Raw genomic sequence first — 14,926 nt, forward strand, 5'->3', positions numbered from 1 at the left:
GATGCGGAACCCCCTCCGCCCCACTCGATCAACCACAAGGGAGAACGCCCATGGACACGCAAATGCTGATCGGTTCCCGCTTCGAAAGCGGCACAGAGACGGAAGAGCACATTCTGAACCCGAAGACGGGCGAAACGGTGCTGAACCTTGCTGAAGCCTCGATCGGCCAGATCGACGCCGCCGTGGATGCGGCCGAGAAAGCCTTTGTCGCCTGGTCGCAGACGACACCATCCGAACGCTCTGCCTACCTCCTGAAAATTGCCGACGCCCTTGAAAAGGATGCGCAGGGCTTCGCCACGCTTGAGGCGCTGAACTGCGGCAAACCGATCAACGCCGTGCTGAATGATGAAATCCCGGCCATCATCGATTGCTACCGCTTCTTCGCCGGTGCCGTGCGCAATCTGCACGGACCGGTCTCCGGCGAATATCTTCCCGGCCACACTTCGATGATCCGCCGTGACCCGATCGGCATCGTCGGTTCGATTGCGCCCTGGAACTACCCGCTGATGATGATGGCCTGGAAGCTCGCACCCGCCATCGCCGGTGGCAATACCGTGGTCTTCAAGCCGTCTGAACAGACGCCGCTGACGGCGCTGAAGATGGCAAAGCTCCTTGCCGATATCCTCCCCGAAGGCGTGGTCAACATCGTTCTCGGCCGTGGCGAGAGTGTCGGCAACGCCCTGATCAACCATCCGAAAATCAACATGGTATCGATCACCGGCGACATTGCGACCGGTAAGAAAGTGCTGCAGGCCGCTGCCAAGACCGTCAAGCGCACCCATCTGGAACTTGGCGGCAAGGCGCCGGTCATTGTCTTCGACGATGCCGATATCGATGCCGTCGTCGCCGGCATCCGCACCTTCGGTTACTATAATGCCGGCCAGGACTGTACAGCCGCTTGCCGGATCTATGCCGATGCGAAGGTCTACGACAATTTCGTCGCCGACCTGACATCGGCCGTCTCCAGCATCCGCTTCAACCAGGCTGACGACACCGAGAACGAAATTGGCCCGTTGATTTCCAAGCGCCAGCGCGACCGTGTTGAAAGCTTCGTCACCCGCGCCTCCGAACATAGGCATATGGAAATCACCACCGGCGGCAGGATCTCTGGCGATAAAGGCTTCTTCTTCGCGCCGACGGTCGTCGCGGGTGCAACGCAGGAAGACGAGATCGTCCGCCGTGAAGTTTTCGGACCCGTCGTCTCTGTCACCCGCTTCACCGAGGTAGAGGATGCGGTGAACTGGGCAAACGACAGCGATTACGGCCTCGCCTCATCCGTCTGGACCAGGGATGTCGGCCGCGGCATGAAGACTGCTGCTCGCCTGCAATATGGCTGTACCTGGATCAACACGCATTTCATGCTGGTCAACGAGATGCCGCACGGTGGCCTCAAGCAATCAGGCTACGGCAAGGACATGTCCGTCTACGCTCTGGAAGACTATACCGCCGTCCGTCACGTTATGATCAATCACGGATAGTTGAACGGCAAAATCTTGATCTGATTCAAAAGTCACTGTCGCCATCAGTGACTTTTGTCACTTTGTCGTAATACAACTGCAAATACTATTTCTAAACGTGGAATTGCCGTTTCACACTATTTGTCGGCTCGCGATAAGTGTGCTTCCTTGTCGGATGAAAGAGATCGGTCAGGCATTACCTACTCATGGCGACGCGCATTGATATCTCCGAGCTTGAAACGGCTTTAGACGGGTTGCTGGAATCCGCTCTTATGCCGGCAAGCTGGGAGCGCACGCTGGAGCAGATCAGCCGCGCCACCGGTTCCATCGGCACGCATATCATGCCGGTGCGCGGGAAATTCCCCGCCGGCTTCCTGACCACCCCGAACTTGCTGGAGGCCTTCAAGGTTTATTTCGACGAGGAATGGTATCAGCGTGACTTCCGCGAACGCGGCCTGGCGGTTGCGATGGCCAAGAGCGTCGTGATCGAACACGACATCGCCGGCGAGGAAGAATTCAAGCACGAGAGCTTCTACACCGAGTTCCTGGCCCGCTTCCGCTTCCGCTATTCCGCCATGGTGGGCTTCACCTCCGGTGATACGATGCTGAGCCTCAACCTGCAGCGCCGGATTCAAGACCAGCCCTTCGATCGCGATGATGAGCGCGTGCTTGTGAAGATGCAGTCGAGGCTGACTGCCGCCGCCGAAATCATCCGCGCGCTGCATGTTGCCAAGATCGACAGCATGAGCGAGGCATTCGAGCTCGCCGGCACCGCCGTGGTCTTTTTCGACCGTTTTGGCCGCATCACCAGGCTGAACCAGCGGGCGGAGATGCTGCTCGACGACAACATCCGGATTGCCGATCGCGAACTCGTCACTCTCCGCCAGGAAGAGACGGGGCTCCTGCGCCGCCACCTGCAGGCAACGCTTTCGAAGGAGCCGCTCACCAATCCGGCCGCTTCCACGCCGGTCCTGTTTTCCCGTCCCGGAAAGGCGCCGCTGATAATCCGTGCCCAGCGGCTGAACGGTGTACCTGCCGAACTCTTCTCGCATTCCGCCGCAGTCGCCATCATCACGGACCTCTCGGAGCGAGTGGCCCCAAGCCGCGACCTGCTGCGCCGGCTCTTTTCGCTCACGCCTCAGGAAACGACGGTAGCGCGCCTGCTGATGGATGGTTCATCGCCACGCCAGATCGCCGAAATATCCGGCCTGACCTATGAGACGACGCGCGGCTATGTGAAGAAGGTTCTCGCCAAGACGGGCACGCAGCGCCAGTCCCAGCTTATATCGCTGCTCTCAAGCCTGAAAATCTAGACCCGGCTATTAGGCCTGACCATAAAGCGCGAACAGCTCTATGCCGCCTTCCCATATCATGTCGAGCGCCACATAGACGATGATGGCGAGGCCGATCCAGCCGATCCAGCGGAAGCGGTTAAGCAGTTTTGCCACGAGGCTGGATGCGACACCCATCAGGATGACGGAGAGGATAAGGCCGAAGATCAAGGCGTGCATGTTCGACTTCGCGGCACCGGCGACGGCCAGGACATTGTCGAGCGACATGGAAAGGTCCGCAAAGATGATCTGGCCGATCGCCTTCCGGAAAAGTTTCGGCCTGTGAGCGTGGTGGCCGGCTTCCTCCTGAGCCCCCTCTTCGCCCCTCTCCCGCAACTCGCCGAACATCGTCCAGCAGATCCACAGAAGCAGCAGGCCGCCGACGAGCGTGATGCCCTTGATGAAGAGCAACTGGGCGGCGATAACGGCAAAAGCGATGCGGACGACGGCGGCTGCGGCAATGCCGGCGACGATCGCTTTCCCGCGCAAATCGGCGGAGAGGCCGGCGGCAGCCATGCCGATGACGATCACATTATCCCCCGACAGGATGATGTTGATCATGATCACTTCGAGATAGGCGGATATGACCTGGGGGTCCAGAAAGGCATTCATGGACAATGGCTTTCGTCGATGGGGCAAATCGATGACGATCCCTTCAAACAGATCGGGACCTCTTTGAAAAGCCTTTGCGGGGCAAAGTAATGCGCCTTCAAGGAAGGCGTTCCATTTTAGCAATTTGGAACAAAATTGGCTTTGGCGCGTCTTCTCCCGGCAATCACGGAAGGAGGATATCCATGTTAAAATGGGCTCTGATATTTCTGGTAATTTCGATCGTCGCCGGCTTTTTCGGCTTCTCCGGCATCTCCGCGGCGACCGCAACGATCGCCCGCGTCCTCTTCGGCATATTCCTCGTTGTCTTCCTGATCTTCCTTATCCTGGCCCTGATGGCAGGACAGGCGATCTTCTGACGGCGGGTATGACGGCGGTGATTGCGACTTCCGTTGGTTAGAGCACCGCCTTGAGCCAGGGATACACCTCCTTCACCTGTCGCTTCACGAGCTTGTCGATTGATATCGATCCAGCGCCCCTCACCGCCAGGACGAACATGCCGCCGGCTATTGCAAGATCCTTCTCGAAATGCAGCAACTCGTTCTGGCTCGCAAAGTTGGTGTGAAACAGAAAGGCCGTAGCAAGGCAGAACAGCCCTAGCGCCACCGAGCCGAGCCGGCTCAACAGACCGGCAGCAACAGAGAGACCGGCGCCTAGCTGCAGGGCAACGACACCAAACGTCACGATCGCCGGCAATCCGAGCTTCTGAAAGGCAGCGAGCGTAGCAGCCATATCGGCCGCAAACGTCGCGCCTTCATGCAGGAAGATCAGGGCCAGCAGGAACCTGCCAAATAGAAGAATGAGATCGGCCAGCCGAACCCGGCCCGAAGCGTTTTCCGCTAAAGCGTTTTCCATTGTAACCTCCTCTTCGAAGAAAGCAGGCGGTAGACCCGCCTGCCTTGCAGTCTACATGCCGGTTAGTTGCCTCCTTTCGCTGCGATGGCATCTTGCAGGTCCTCAAGCTCTTCGCAGCCCGTAGGGCAGAGCTGCTTGAGCACGGACACCTGCTCCTCGGCCTTCGCCATGTCGCCGGTCTCGATATAGAGTTCGCCGAGATATTCGCGTGCCGCTTTGTGATCCGGCTGCAGTTCCAGCGCCTTGGTGTAATAGGTCAGCGACGTCTTGAAGTCGCCGGTCTTGCGCAGCGTGAAGCCCATCAGATTATACACGTCTGCCTGCTGGTTATCTTCAGCGAGGTCGCGCAGTTCCTGGAGCGCGCCGGCATAGTCCTTGGCGTCGATCTTGGCACGCACCGAAGTAAGGTCCGGTGCGTCCGTCGATTCCATGTTGTCGACGGCAAAAGCCGGTAGCGCACTGATCGCCGTAAAGCCGGCGGAAGCGGCGCAAAAGCCGATGAAGGTTAGAACCACGTATTTGCTGGTCTTGATCATGATCGTCTCCTTGGAGCCTTTCAGGCCTGGATTGTCGGGGTAAAGCTATAGGCGCTTCCGTCCTTGACGAAGGTGCCTGAGCCGGGGAACGTAAAGTGCGAACCGCAGATCGCGATATTGTCTGCGATGACGCGATCGATGAGACGGCGGCGCGTGTCTATCGCCGTCGGTCCGTCCTGGTCGTAGCTGCCCTGCCAGTCGGGATGCGGCGCGAGCAGCGCGGGCACGTACATGATGTCTGCGGAGACGAGCAGCTGCTTGTTTCCGGAGCTCACCAGATAGGTCGAATGACCAGGCGTATGGCCGGGCGCCGACAGCAGCCGGACGCCGGGCGCGACTTCGGCCCCGTCATCCACCAGCTTCCAGTTCTTCCATTTCGGGAAGACGGCGGCGATGCGCTTGCCGGCCGGCTTTCTGCCTTCGGCAAGCTTCTCGACGCGGCCGGGCTCCGTCCACCAGTTGTATTCCATCGCGTTGACGATGAGCTCGGCATTCGGGAAAACCGGGTTGTTCGTTCCCTTTTCCATCAGGCCCCAGACATGATCAGGGTGGAAATGCGAGATCATGATCGTATCGATCTTCTTGTAGTCGATACCGGCCGCCGCCATGTTGGCCGGCAGATGCGTGGCATTTTCCTGCCATTGACCGACGCCGGAACCGGCATCCATCATGATCGTGCGACCACCGACCTTCAGCACGACCACCGTCAGCGGGATCGGCATGAATTCGGTCGTGAGCCCGGCCTTGGAAAGCGCCTCCTTGGTGTCTTCGATCGAGGCGTTCTTGATGAAGGCTGGGTCGTGCGGCTTTTTCCAGATACCGTCATAGATCGCCGTGACCTCGATATCGCCGACCTTGTATTTGTAGTAGCCGACTGTCGGCTCCAACGGCGTCTCGGCAAATGCCGGCATGACGAATTCGATCTTCGAAGACAGACCGAATGCGGCCGCAGCGGCAGCCGATCCCAGGACGGCGCGACGTGACATTGACAACATGATTATGCCTCCTCTTGTTGATGGCATTTCGACTGGCGAAGACTGCGATTGCTCTGACGTCCCCGCTGACGAACTAGATCGAAGGCACCGGATGCTTATTCCCGATTTCCCGGAAATTTCTTTCAACCCATTGGAAAAACGACATTATTTTTACTACCCAGAGCTGACGTCGATCCCAGCGCAAATAAATCGAGATTTTCTGGAATAAAACTGCGCGCCGATCGGTCTAGACTGCAGGAGACCGCATCCAATACCTGCGGCTCTCACGTCCCAATCGGCTGCTGTTGAGGCAGGGAGGATGATGACAAACGCTCAGATCACCTATCCCGTCGGATCGATCGACTGGACTTTCCGGCTCGGCGGCCAGGCGCCGCGCGCTCATGTTCGACCATCACCGTTACAGGTGCTGTTCGCTGGCATGACGCGACTGTTCCATCTCATGGCCGCAGAGAAATCCGGCAGCGAACGGATTGCCGCAAAGATCGACGCGGCGACCCAGCATGAATTCATGCATCGCTTTCAGGACGTGATTATCCCGCATCTCGACGCGGCCTATAATTTTGCCCGCTTCCTTAGCCGTGACGCCGAGGCCGCGCAGGATATCGTCCAGGAAGCCTTTCTGCGCGCCTACCGCAATTTCGAAACATATCGCGGCGGCGATCCGCGCTCCTGGCTATTTGCGATCGTCAGGAATTGCTGCCACGTCTGGCGCGAGCAGGATCGCCGCAAGGCCCGTTTCGAACGGCATCTGGACGAGACCGGCGGTGCCGATCCCGATGAAGACGAAGGCTATCAAGTCGCATCGGAAGAGGATTCTCCGGAAACAGCGATGATCCGGCAGACGGAGCAGCAGCGTGTACGCGACGTCATCAGCAAGCTTCCCGAAACGATGCGGGAAATCATCGTGCTGCGTGAACTCGAAGACCTCTCCTACCGACAGATCGCAGAAATCATCGATGCGCCGATCGGCACCGTCATGTCGCGCCTTGCCAGGGCGCGGCGCGAGTTCGCCGACATCTGGGATGCATGCAACAAGAGCGAGGCGGCAGGATGAGCGAAGCCCATCAAAATGCCTGCGCCGAATGGCGCATCATGCTCCACGGCTTCGCCGATGGCGAACTTGATGGCGTCCATGCAGCGCAATTCGAGGGTCATCTGGCGACCTGCGAGAGCTGCCGGACGGAGATGGGAAGGGTTACGGCGGTGAGAAAGATCATCGACCAGGACGGCGTCCGATGGAGGCCACCCGAAGCCCTGCGTTCACAAGTCCTGTCCATGCTGTCCTTCGAACAGACAGCGGCCGCCTCCAGCTGGCCTCGAGCACACCGGCCGCCCTTCTGGCGCCGCGCCTTTGACCTCGTGCGGCAGTGGAGTTTCGTTCCCTCGCTGGCGGTCCTGGCGGCAAGCGCTTTCCTGTTCATCAACACTCCGTCGCAGACCCTCATCCTGCAGGATGAGATCATGGCAAGCCATGTCAGGTCGATGATGGCCGACCATCTGACCGACGTCCTGACCTCGGACCAGCATACGGTGAAGCCCTGGTTCAATGGCAAGATCGATTTCTCGCCGCCAGTCAGCGATCTCACCAAGGATGGATTTCCGCTGGTCGGGGGCCGCGTGGACTATATCGGCGGCCGTGCCGTTGCCGCGCTTGTTTACAGGCGCCACGGCCACGTCATCAACCTGTTCATCTGGCCCACAGCTTCGGGCACCCAGACGACGACAGAGCGCGACGGCTACAACATGGTACAATGGTCGGATGGCGGGCTGACGTTCTGGGCGATTTCGGATGTCGCTTCGGGTGACCTTGCAGAATTCGAGAGATTTTTCCGATCCGCGGAGAGACTCTAAAGCAGGCTTGCGCCGACATTGATCGCAAGTGCGAGAATAGTGGTGTTGAACAGGAACGACAGCAGCGCATGCAGCAGGGTGAACTTGCGCATCGTCGTCGAGGTTACGGCCACATCGGCCGTCTGTGCGGCGACACCGATCGTGAAAGAGAAATAGAGGAAGTCCCAATAGGCGGGCTCCTCGATTCCATCAGGGAATTTAAGCCCTTCGCACTTATCCGAACCGCCATAGAAATAGTGGGCGTAATGGATCGTGAAAAGCGTGTGCAGGAAAAACCAGGAGATCAGGATAGTCAGGATCGCAGCAGCGGCTCGCCACAGCGCGACATCCGCCGGTGCATCCTTGATCGAATGAAGCTCGATTCCGATTCCGGCAATGCTGGCGAGAGCCGCTGCAATCGATAGGAAAAGCAGGAAAGTATCGGAAAAGTCGAGATCTTCGGATCGTTTCCTGATGCTTTCAACGGTCGCCCGAAGCATCTTGCGCCAGCTCAGCCCGATGAAGATGATCGCCGAGGCATTCCAGCCAAACAGGATATTGCTGGCGCTGACCTCCCGCGAGGTCAGCAGCAGAAAGACGATCAGACCACCGAGCACCGAAAGGATGAAGCTTGCGTGCTTGTAGGCAAGCGACACCAGCGAATTTCCGTCATCCTCGTCAGCCACTTCAATCCTCCGAGCCTCTATGCCCTTGATATCAACATGAAAAAGGCGCGGATGCCATCGGCACCCGCGCCTTTCATCAAAGTGCGGCCTGGCAGCCTTATGCAGCAGCGAGCTGCAGTTCCTTGCGGACCTGGCTGCGCAGTGTGCCGAGATCCTTTGCGAATGCGCGGATGCCTTCTGCGAGCTTTTCCGTCGCCATCGCATCTTCGTTCATCATCCAGCGGAAGGTCTTTTCGTCGACCGTGACCTTCGGGGCCGGCTTGATCGTTTCCGGCGACAGCTTGCGCTCGAGCTTACCCTGGTCGTTGGACAGTTCATCGAGCAGGTTCGGAGCGATGGTCAGACGGTCGCAACCGGCCAGCGCCTCGATTTCGCCGGTGTTGCGGAACGAGGCGCCCATGACGACGGTCTTGATGCCATTGGCCTTGTAGTAATTGTAAATGTCGCGAACGGACAGAACGCCCGGATCTTCCTCGGCAGTGAAATCCTTGCCGGTCGACTTCTTGTACCAGTCGAGAATGCGGCCGACGAAGGGCGAGATCAGGAACACGCCGGCGTCAGCGCAGGCAATGGCCTGGGCCTTGGAGAAAAGCAGGGTCAGATTGCAGTCGATGCCTTCCTTCTGAAGGATTTCGGCGGCGCGAATGCCTTCCCAGGTGGAAGCGAGCTTGATGAGGATGCGGTCCTTCTCGATGCCGCGCTCCTTGTAGGCGGCGATGATGCTGCGCGCCTTCTTGAGCGAAGCTTCGGTATCGAAGGAGAGATCGGCATCGACTTCGGTCGAAACGCGGCCGGGAACGAGCTTCACGAGGGCAGAACCGACGGAGATAGCGAGGCGATCAGCAACGGCTGCGGCCGCTGCATCGGCGTCACCGCCGAGCTTCTTGCCCCAGGCGATCGCTTCCTTCATGTCATCGGCAAACATCTCGGTACCGAGTGCCTTGAGAACGATGGATGGGTTGGTCGTGCAATCAACTGGCTTTAGGCGAGCAACAGCCTGAATGTCACCGGTATCGGCAACGACGGTTGTGATCTCGCGGAGTTGGTCAAGCTTGGATGTCATGGTCAAAATCCTTTTTGAACTTGGACTGCGGACCGGCGCGAGTTCCGCCCGGCAAAGAGGTGATCTGAGGACCGATGGTTTGCATGCTGCAGGCGAAAAGACGCGCCACCGTCACGGATGAGTCATAAACGTGAGAGACATTGGCGGTGTTCCCAGGCGCGTTAGTCCAACCGCCGGAAAACGACAAGCGCCTTGCAAGCGCTGTCGCGTGCGGCTGATGGGCCGATCGTGACTTTCCGCATGCCCGCACATTGCCCTCCTCGGACGGACAAGAACGACATTGTCGACCATGACTATCGCCGCTCCCGCAACGAAAAGTCAAGGACATTTGTGCATTTCAATTGACATAAGTGTCACACCCGGCATTATCGCGGGAACAAAGCCGATGCCCCAATCTTATGCCATCGATGGCAAAGATCTAGGGCGAAATCGGCGCGGGAGGAGATGTGGTCAAGCTGAAACGCGGCACGCACACTGCTTATTCCGAAGCCTCCTCACTCCGGCTGCGGGCGGCATGGCTCTATTACAACGAGGGCCTGACCCAGAAGGATGTTGCTGAACAGCTCGGGATCAGCCGCACCACCGTCATCCGGCTGCTCGATGAGGCGATGAAGCGCAGCGAAGTACAGATCTGGATCAACGACTCGATCGGCGACTGTGTGGAGCTTTCGGTCAAGCTGGAACGGGCCTATGGCCTGGACGAGGCGATCGTCGTGCCGGAGCCCGCCAAATGTGATGTGAATTCACTGGCAAAGAATGTCGGGCTGGCGCTGGGCCAGTTCCTGTCGGAGGCCATTCCGGACGATTATACGATAGGCGTCGGTTGGGGCCGCACGATGACGGCTTCTCTTGCAAGCTTCCGCCCGCCGCGCCGCGACAACTGCAAGATCGTTTCCCTGCTCGGCGGTATCGTCGCCGTTCACCAGACGAATCCAATCGACTACACTTGGCGCCTCGCCAATCAACTCGGCGCGGAGTGCTATATGTTTCTCGCCCCGTTGCTCGTCGATTCTATCGAAACCAAACGCAATCTCATCGAAAAATGCGGGCTCGATACGATCTACCGGCTGGCGGAAAACCTTGATCTCGCAATCGTCAGCTGCGGCGATATCGGTCCGCATTCGACCTCGCTCTCCGAGGGGTGGATTTCAAAGGCCGAGCTGCAGCAGCTGATCGATGCCGGCTGCGTCTGCGACACCATGTTCAACTTTCTGGACAAGGACGGCAATTCCGTCGATCACTCGATCAATCAGCGGGTGATGTCGGTTGATCTTGATACACTGAAGGAAGCAAAACACATCGTGCTGTCCTCCGGCGGCGCCCATCGTGCCGTCGCGATCCGTGCAACGATCAAGCGCATCGGCTGCAATACGCTCATAACGGATGAAAGTGCCGCAAAGGCATTGCTGGAGCTCGCCGAAGCCGCCTGAGCGGCTTCGGTATATCTCGTTCAGGCGTGTGCCGATTCCCAGCCGAGCATGGCCCGCTTGCGGGTCAGACCCCAATGGTAACCGGTCAACGCGCCATTTTTCCCGAGTGCGCGATGGCAGGGCACGACGAAGGAAATCGGATTGGCCCCGACTGCCGCACCGACGGCGCGCATGGCAGTCGGCCGGCCGATGTCCTTGGCAATGTCGCTATACGTCACGGCTTTACCGAAGGGAATTTTCAGAAGGCTCTGCCAGACGTTGACCTGGAAATCGGTTCCGATCAGCACGACCCGCAACGGCTGGTCAGATGTCCAGCGGCCCGGCTGGAAGATGCGTTCGGCATAAGGCGCCGTCGCCTGGCGGTCTTCCACATATTCCGCGTTTGGCCAACGGCAGGTCATATCCTCCAGGCAAGCCTTTTCATCACCGGAATCGCTGAAGGCGAGACCCGCAAGGCCGCGGTCCGTGACCATGACGAGCGCCGTGCCGAAGGGACATGTGTGGAACCCGTAGCGGATCGTCAGTCCGCCACCCTTCGCCTTCCATTCGCCCGGCGACATTGCCTCATGCGTCACGAACAGGTCGTGCAGGCGGCTCGGGCCGGACAGACCGACCTCGATCGACGTTTCAAGCAGCGGCATTTCTTCCTGGCGCAAGAGCCGCTTGGCATGGTCCAGCGTAACGGCCTGCAGAAAGGCCTTGGGCGAAAGGCCGGCCCAGCGGGTAAAGGTCTTCTGGAGTTGCGTCGGCGATTGGTTCAGCCGCGCGGCAATCGCTTCCAGCGACGGCTGGTCGCGATATTCCTCGCTGATCAGTTCAATGACCCGACGGACGGTGTCGTAATCGGGTCCATCAGGGGTGATGTCTGTTTCGAGCTTCGCGATCATGTTCATCGTTTTTCTCCTTTACAAAGGAGATAATCAAGGCCGGCGAACCAAACCACCCGTTTCTTGCGTGATCTCTCAGAGACGCTGTTTTACCGTTGCCAGCGCGCCCTTGAAGGCCTTGGCGAAACTTTCGCGATCGTCAGGATTGAGAAAGGAGCCGACATCCGTGCGCTTGCCCTCGCCGAAAATATGCATGGAGAGAATGCCGATCTCCTGATGCCGGCGCACGAGGAAACGCGTCCAGAACGGATTGAAATGATGCTCGATCATGCGGCCGGAGGGAGAAAACTTGCGCACGGAGACATCCGTACGCGAAACAGTTACCTCTTCCCGCACCCTGCCGGAGCGATAGTTCAGCCAGAAAGCCCCGTAGAGAAGTACGAAGTCCAGGCCGAAGAAAAAGCCGATCGGCCAAGCGCCGGTGACGATGAAGAACATGCCGTACATGAAGCAGATCGCGCCGGATATGGCGAGCAAAAGCTTGAAACCCTTCCGCCCAAGCGAACGGTAGGGAAAGAGTTCGGCCGCAAAAACAGGCTGCTCGTTTCGGCTGTCGGCGTTGCTTTCCATCATGGCGACTGAGTATAGATTTTCCATGGCCAATCCGAAACTCAAATCCAATACCAAACCATCGCTAAACTCGAATGTGATCACCCGCCGCAAGCCGGCGGTGCCGGTCAAGACAGCCTACTCGCTGGCCGAGCGCGAAGAGATCTTTCGCCGCTTTTCCGTCCAGCGGCCGGAACCACGCGGCGAGCTGGAACATACCAATCCTTTCACGCTCGTCGTGGCGGTCGCCCTCTCCGCCCAGGCGACGGATGCCGGTGTCAACAAGGCGACCCGCGCGTTGTTCGGGATCGCCGATACGCCACAGAAGATGCTCGATCTCGGCGAAGAAAAGGTCCGCGACTACATCAAGACGATCGGCCTCTATCGCAACAAGGCGAAGAACGTCATTGCGCTCTCGCAAATGCTGGTCGACGAGTTCGGCGGCAAGGTGCCGGAGACGCGCGAGGAACTGGTGCGCCTGCCGGGCGTCGGCCGCAAGACCGCCAATGTCGTCCTGTCAATGGCCTTCGGTCAGGCAACGATGGCGGTTGACACCCATATTTTCCGTATCGCCAACCGCATCAGGCTCGCACCCGGAAAGACGCCTGACGAGGTTGAAGACCGGCTGATGAAGGTAGTGCCGAAACAATATCTCTACCACGCTCATCACTGGCTGATCCTGCACGGCCGCTATACCTGCAAGGCCCGTCGGCCCGAATGCGAGCGCTGCGTCATTGCCGATATCTGCAAATCGCCGGAAAAGAGCAGCGATATCCCGGCGCCGCTGGTCGAGCTACCGCCGCAGCTGATCGGCGAGGCCGTCGAGTAGGACAGCTATTCCCCGCTCATAGTCTTCACGACTGCCGCCTGCTTCGATGGCGATCGCAGCGCGATCGAAAGCAGCCGAGAGCATGGCCGTCAATGGCCCGAGCAAAGCGCTGGCATTGGCCTGTGGCAACAAGGCTTCGAGCCCAGCCTGCAATGTCGCCTCCGCATTCTCCGCGTCGATCTGTGCTGTCGCGGGCAGGCCGATCACGGCCGGCGCCTCGAGCAGAAGCAGCCGTGTTCGCCCTTCCACTTCCATTGCATCGAAATAGGCCGCAGCACCTTCAAGCAGTGCTTCACGCGATGCGGTTTGCCGCGTTGCGCGCCGCTCGATCTCGTTGGCGACATCGGTCGCCTCCCTTTCGATCACCGCCCGGAAAAGCGCTTTCTTGTCTTCGAAGTGATGATAGAGCGCACCGCGCGTTACACCAGCCTCTGTCACGATCTCTGGCGTCGCCGTCTCGGCATATCCCTTCTCGACGAAAAGCCGGCGCGCGGCATCCATCAGCGCCTGTCTCGTTTGCTCGGTTCTCTCACGGTTACTGCGACTCATGATCTCTGCTTACATACAATCAGCATGTATGTTAATAACAAAACATACACAATGTACGTAAAATCCAGAATGAGGAACGTGATGAAATCGACGAGCTATTATCCCGTGATCATGACGGATGATGTTGCCGGGACGTCTGCCTTCTATTGCCGTCATTTCCGTTTCCAGCCTCTCTTCGAAAGCGACTGGTATGTCCATCTGCAATCGATCGAGGATGAGCATGTGACGCTTGCCGTGCTCGACGGTAGCCACGAAACCATCCCGGCCGCCGGCCGCAGCAAGATCTCCGGCCTTCTCCTGAATTTCGAGGTCGAGGATGTGGACGCGATTTACGCCATTTGCACGGAGGCAGGGTTGCCGATCCTGCGCACGATCCGGGACGAGGATTTCGGCCAGCGCCACTTCATTACCGCCGATCCCAACGGCGTCTTGATCGACGTCATCAAGCCGATCCCGCCAAGCGCCGAATATGCGGCCTTGTATGAAGCGGCAGCGCTGCCCGGCTAAAGCAATTCACCAACGGTGTAGCGCGGTTTTCGTTCGGATTTGCGTGAAAGCTAGGCTCGGAAATCGGGATCGCGCGCGGAGATCAACTTGTGCAGGTGCACCATCATGCCGGCGGCAAAGAGAGGCGTGAGCAGGTTGACGATCGGGATCGCCAGAAAGAGTGCAATCACCAGGCCACCGAGAAAGACGGTTGGACCATGTTTGGAGCGAAACAGTCGCGCCTCCGGAGGAGAACGGAAGCGCATGGCCGCAAATTCAAAGAATTCCCGCCCGAGCAGGTAGCCGTTCACAAGAAAGAAGGCCACGAGATTGACGCCGGGAATGAAGAGCAGCAAGAGGGCGATAATATTGCCGACGATCACCACCCCCAGGAACTTGATTGAGCTTGCCATCGCAGGTCCGAGCGGCATGGCCTTGCCGGCCACATCCTGCGGATAGTCCCGCTTCTCGATCACCTCGGCGACATCGTCGAGAAAGAGGCCGGCAATCAGTGCAGTCACCGGCGAAAGCAGCAGCGCCAGCGCGAGCGCAAGTCCGATCCCGGCGGCGACAAGGAAAACGAAGCTGAGCCAGCCGGCCCAGTCGGGCATCTCGGGAAAGAACCCGGTTACCCAGGGAAATACGAGACTGATGAACAGGCCGCGCAAGGCGAACCACAAGCCGATCAGCACCAGCACGGTCAGCCCCAGAACCTTCCAGAAAGCCGACCGGGTCTCCAGCGCAAAAAGGTTGAGGAGAGAAAGGCGAGCGGCGTCAAGGATCATTCTCTGGCGTCTCCGTTACGCAGCGTGATGTAGGAAGCCCGCGGTCCTG

The 14,926-nt window shown here is 58.8% G+C and carries 18 protein-coding genes; 8 read left to right on the plus strand and 10 right to left on the minus strand.

Annotated elements, in window-relative coordinates:
• Positions 1–50 precede the first annotated feature (50 nt).
• Positions 51–1,478, plus strand: a complete 1,428-nt coding sequence (locus AC1DF8_RS19890; RefSeq protein ID WP_478154544.1) for a gamma-aminobutyraldehyde dehydrogenase — start codon at positions 51–53, stop codon at positions 1,476–1,478.
• Positions 1,479–1,663: 185 nt separating this feature from the next.
• Entirely contained in the window at positions 1,664–2,770 is a 1,107-nt protein-coding gene (locus tag AC1DF8_RS19895) for a helix-turn-helix transcriptional regulator (RefSeq protein WP_478154546.1), read from the plus strand.
• A gap of 9 nt (positions 2,771–2,779) precedes the next feature.
• On the opposite strand, the gene AC1DF8_RS19900 is transcribed toward AC1DF8_RS19895, so the two are convergent.
• Entirely contained in the window at positions 2,780–3,400 is a 621-nt protein-coding gene (locus AC1DF8_RS19900; protein ID WP_183890237.1) for a YjbE family putative metal transport protein, read from the minus strand.
• Positions 3,401–3,582: 182 nt separating this feature from the next.
• On the opposite strand from AC1DF8_RS19900, the gene AC1DF8_RS19905 reads away from it, so the two are divergent.
• Positions 3,583–3,756, plus strand: coding sequence for a DUF1328 domain-containing protein (locus tag AC1DF8_RS19905; RefSeq protein WP_007817547.1), 174 nt, complete (start codon positions 3,583–3,585; stop codon positions 3,754–3,756).
• A 37-nt stretch (positions 3,757–3,793) separates the two neighbouring features.
• On the opposite strand, the gene AC1DF8_RS19910 is transcribed toward AC1DF8_RS19905, so the two are convergent.
• From AC1DF8_RS19910 to AC1DF8_RS19920, 3 genes are all read right to left on the minus strand, one after another.
• A complete protein-coding gene (locus AC1DF8_RS19910; RefSeq protein WP_478154548.1) occupies positions 3,794–4,252 on the minus strand; it encodes a DoxX family protein in 459 nt (152 codons plus the stop codon).
• A 62-nt stretch (positions 4,253–4,314) separates the two neighbouring features.
• A complete protein-coding gene (locus tag AC1DF8_RS19915) occupies positions 4,315–4,788 on the minus strand; it encodes a tetratricopeptide repeat protein (protein WP_478154550.1) in 474 nt (157 codons plus the stop codon).
• 20 nt (positions 4,789–4,808) lie between these two features.
• A complete protein-coding gene (locus AC1DF8_RS19920; RefSeq protein WP_478154552.1) occupies positions 4,809–5,783 on the minus strand; it encodes an MBL fold metallo-hydrolase in 975 nt (324 codons plus the stop codon).
• Between the two features lie 298 nt (positions 5,784–6,081).
• Here AC1DF8_RS19920 and AC1DF8_RS19925 point away from each other — a divergent pair, with 298 nt between their 5' ends.
• Both AC1DF8_RS19925 and AC1DF8_RS19930 read left to right on the plus strand, forming a co-directional pair.
• Positions 6,082–6,837, plus strand: coding sequence for a sigma-70 family RNA polymerase sigma factor (locus AC1DF8_RS19925; RefSeq protein WP_478154554.1), 756 nt, complete (start codon positions 6,082–6,084; stop codon positions 6,835–6,837).
• A complete protein-coding gene (locus AC1DF8_RS19930) occupies positions 6,834–7,634 on the plus strand; it encodes an anti-sigma factor family protein (protein WP_478154556.1) in 801 nt (266 codons plus the stop codon). Before AC1DF8_RS19925 ends, AC1DF8_RS19930 begins: the two co-directional genes overlap by 4 nt.
• Here the strand turns inward: AC1DF8_RS19930 and AC1DF8_RS19935 are convergent.
• Both AC1DF8_RS19935 and tal read right to left on the minus strand, forming a co-directional pair.
• Complete coding sequence (locus tag AC1DF8_RS19935; protein ID WP_112968710.1) at positions 7,631–8,299, minus strand: DUF1345 domain-containing protein; 669 nt, start codon at positions 8,297–8,299, stop codon at positions 7,631–7,633. The genes AC1DF8_RS19930 and AC1DF8_RS19935 overlap by 4 nt on opposite strands.
• A 97-nt stretch (positions 8,300–8,396) precedes the next feature.
• Positions 8,397–9,362, minus strand: a complete 966-nt coding sequence (gene tal, locus AC1DF8_RS19940) for a transaldolase (RefSeq protein ID WP_112544363.1) — start codon at positions 9,360–9,362, stop codon at positions 8,397–8,399.
• 446 nt (positions 9,363–9,808) lie between these two features.
• On the opposite strand from tal, the gene AC1DF8_RS19945 reads away from it, so the two are divergent.
• Complete coding sequence (locus tag AC1DF8_RS19945; protein ID WP_112968708.1) at positions 9,809–10,792, plus strand: sugar-binding transcriptional regulator; 984 nt, start codon at positions 9,809–9,811, stop codon at positions 10,790–10,792.
• Positions 10,793–10,812: 20 nt separating this feature from the next.
• On the opposite strand, the gene AC1DF8_RS19950 is transcribed toward AC1DF8_RS19945, so the two are convergent.
• Both AC1DF8_RS19950 and AC1DF8_RS19955 read right to left on the minus strand, forming a co-directional pair.
• Positions 10,813–11,685 (minus strand): methylated-DNA--[protein]-cysteine S-methyltransferase, encoded by an 873-nt coding sequence (locus AC1DF8_RS19950; protein WP_112968707.1) that lies wholly within the window; start codon positions 11,683–11,685, stop codon positions 10,813–10,815.
• A gap of 69 nt (positions 11,686–11,754) precedes the next feature.
• Entirely contained in the window at positions 11,755–12,252 is a 498-nt protein-coding gene (locus tag AC1DF8_RS19955) for a DUF2244 domain-containing protein (RefSeq protein ID WP_112544368.1), read from the minus strand.
• Between the two features lie 22 nt (positions 12,253–12,274).
• On the opposite strand from AC1DF8_RS19955, the gene nth reads away from it, so the two are divergent.
• Positions 12,275–13,057, plus strand: a complete 783-nt coding sequence (gene nth / locus AC1DF8_RS19960) for an endonuclease III (RefSeq protein WP_478154558.1) — start codon at positions 12,275–12,277, stop codon at positions 13,055–13,057.
• On the opposite strand, the gene AC1DF8_RS19965 is transcribed toward nth, so the two are convergent.
• A complete protein-coding gene (locus AC1DF8_RS19965; protein WP_478154560.1) occupies positions 13,022–13,606 on the minus strand; it encodes a TetR family transcriptional regulator in 585 nt (194 codons plus the stop codon). The two genes, nth and AC1DF8_RS19965, sit on opposite strands and share 36 nt — an antisense overlap.
• A gap of 81 nt (positions 13,607–13,687) precedes the next feature.
• Between AC1DF8_RS19965 and AC1DF8_RS19970 the strand changes: the two genes are divergently transcribed.
• On the plus strand, positions 13,688–14,113 hold the full coding sequence (locus AC1DF8_RS19970; protein WP_478154562.1) for a VOC family protein: 426 nt from the start codon (positions 13,688–13,690) through the stop codon (positions 14,111–14,113).
• Positions 14,114–14,163: 50 nt separating this feature from the next.
• On the opposite strand, the gene AC1DF8_RS19975 is transcribed toward AC1DF8_RS19970, so the two are convergent.
• Entirely contained in the window at positions 14,164–14,877 is a 714-nt protein-coding gene (locus tag AC1DF8_RS19975) for a sulfate transporter family protein (RefSeq protein ID WP_478154564.1), read from the minus strand.
• Positions 14,878–14,926 lie beyond the last annotated feature (49 nt).

The sequence above is a fragment of the Rhizobium sp. 05N49 genome (assembly GCF_056396805.1).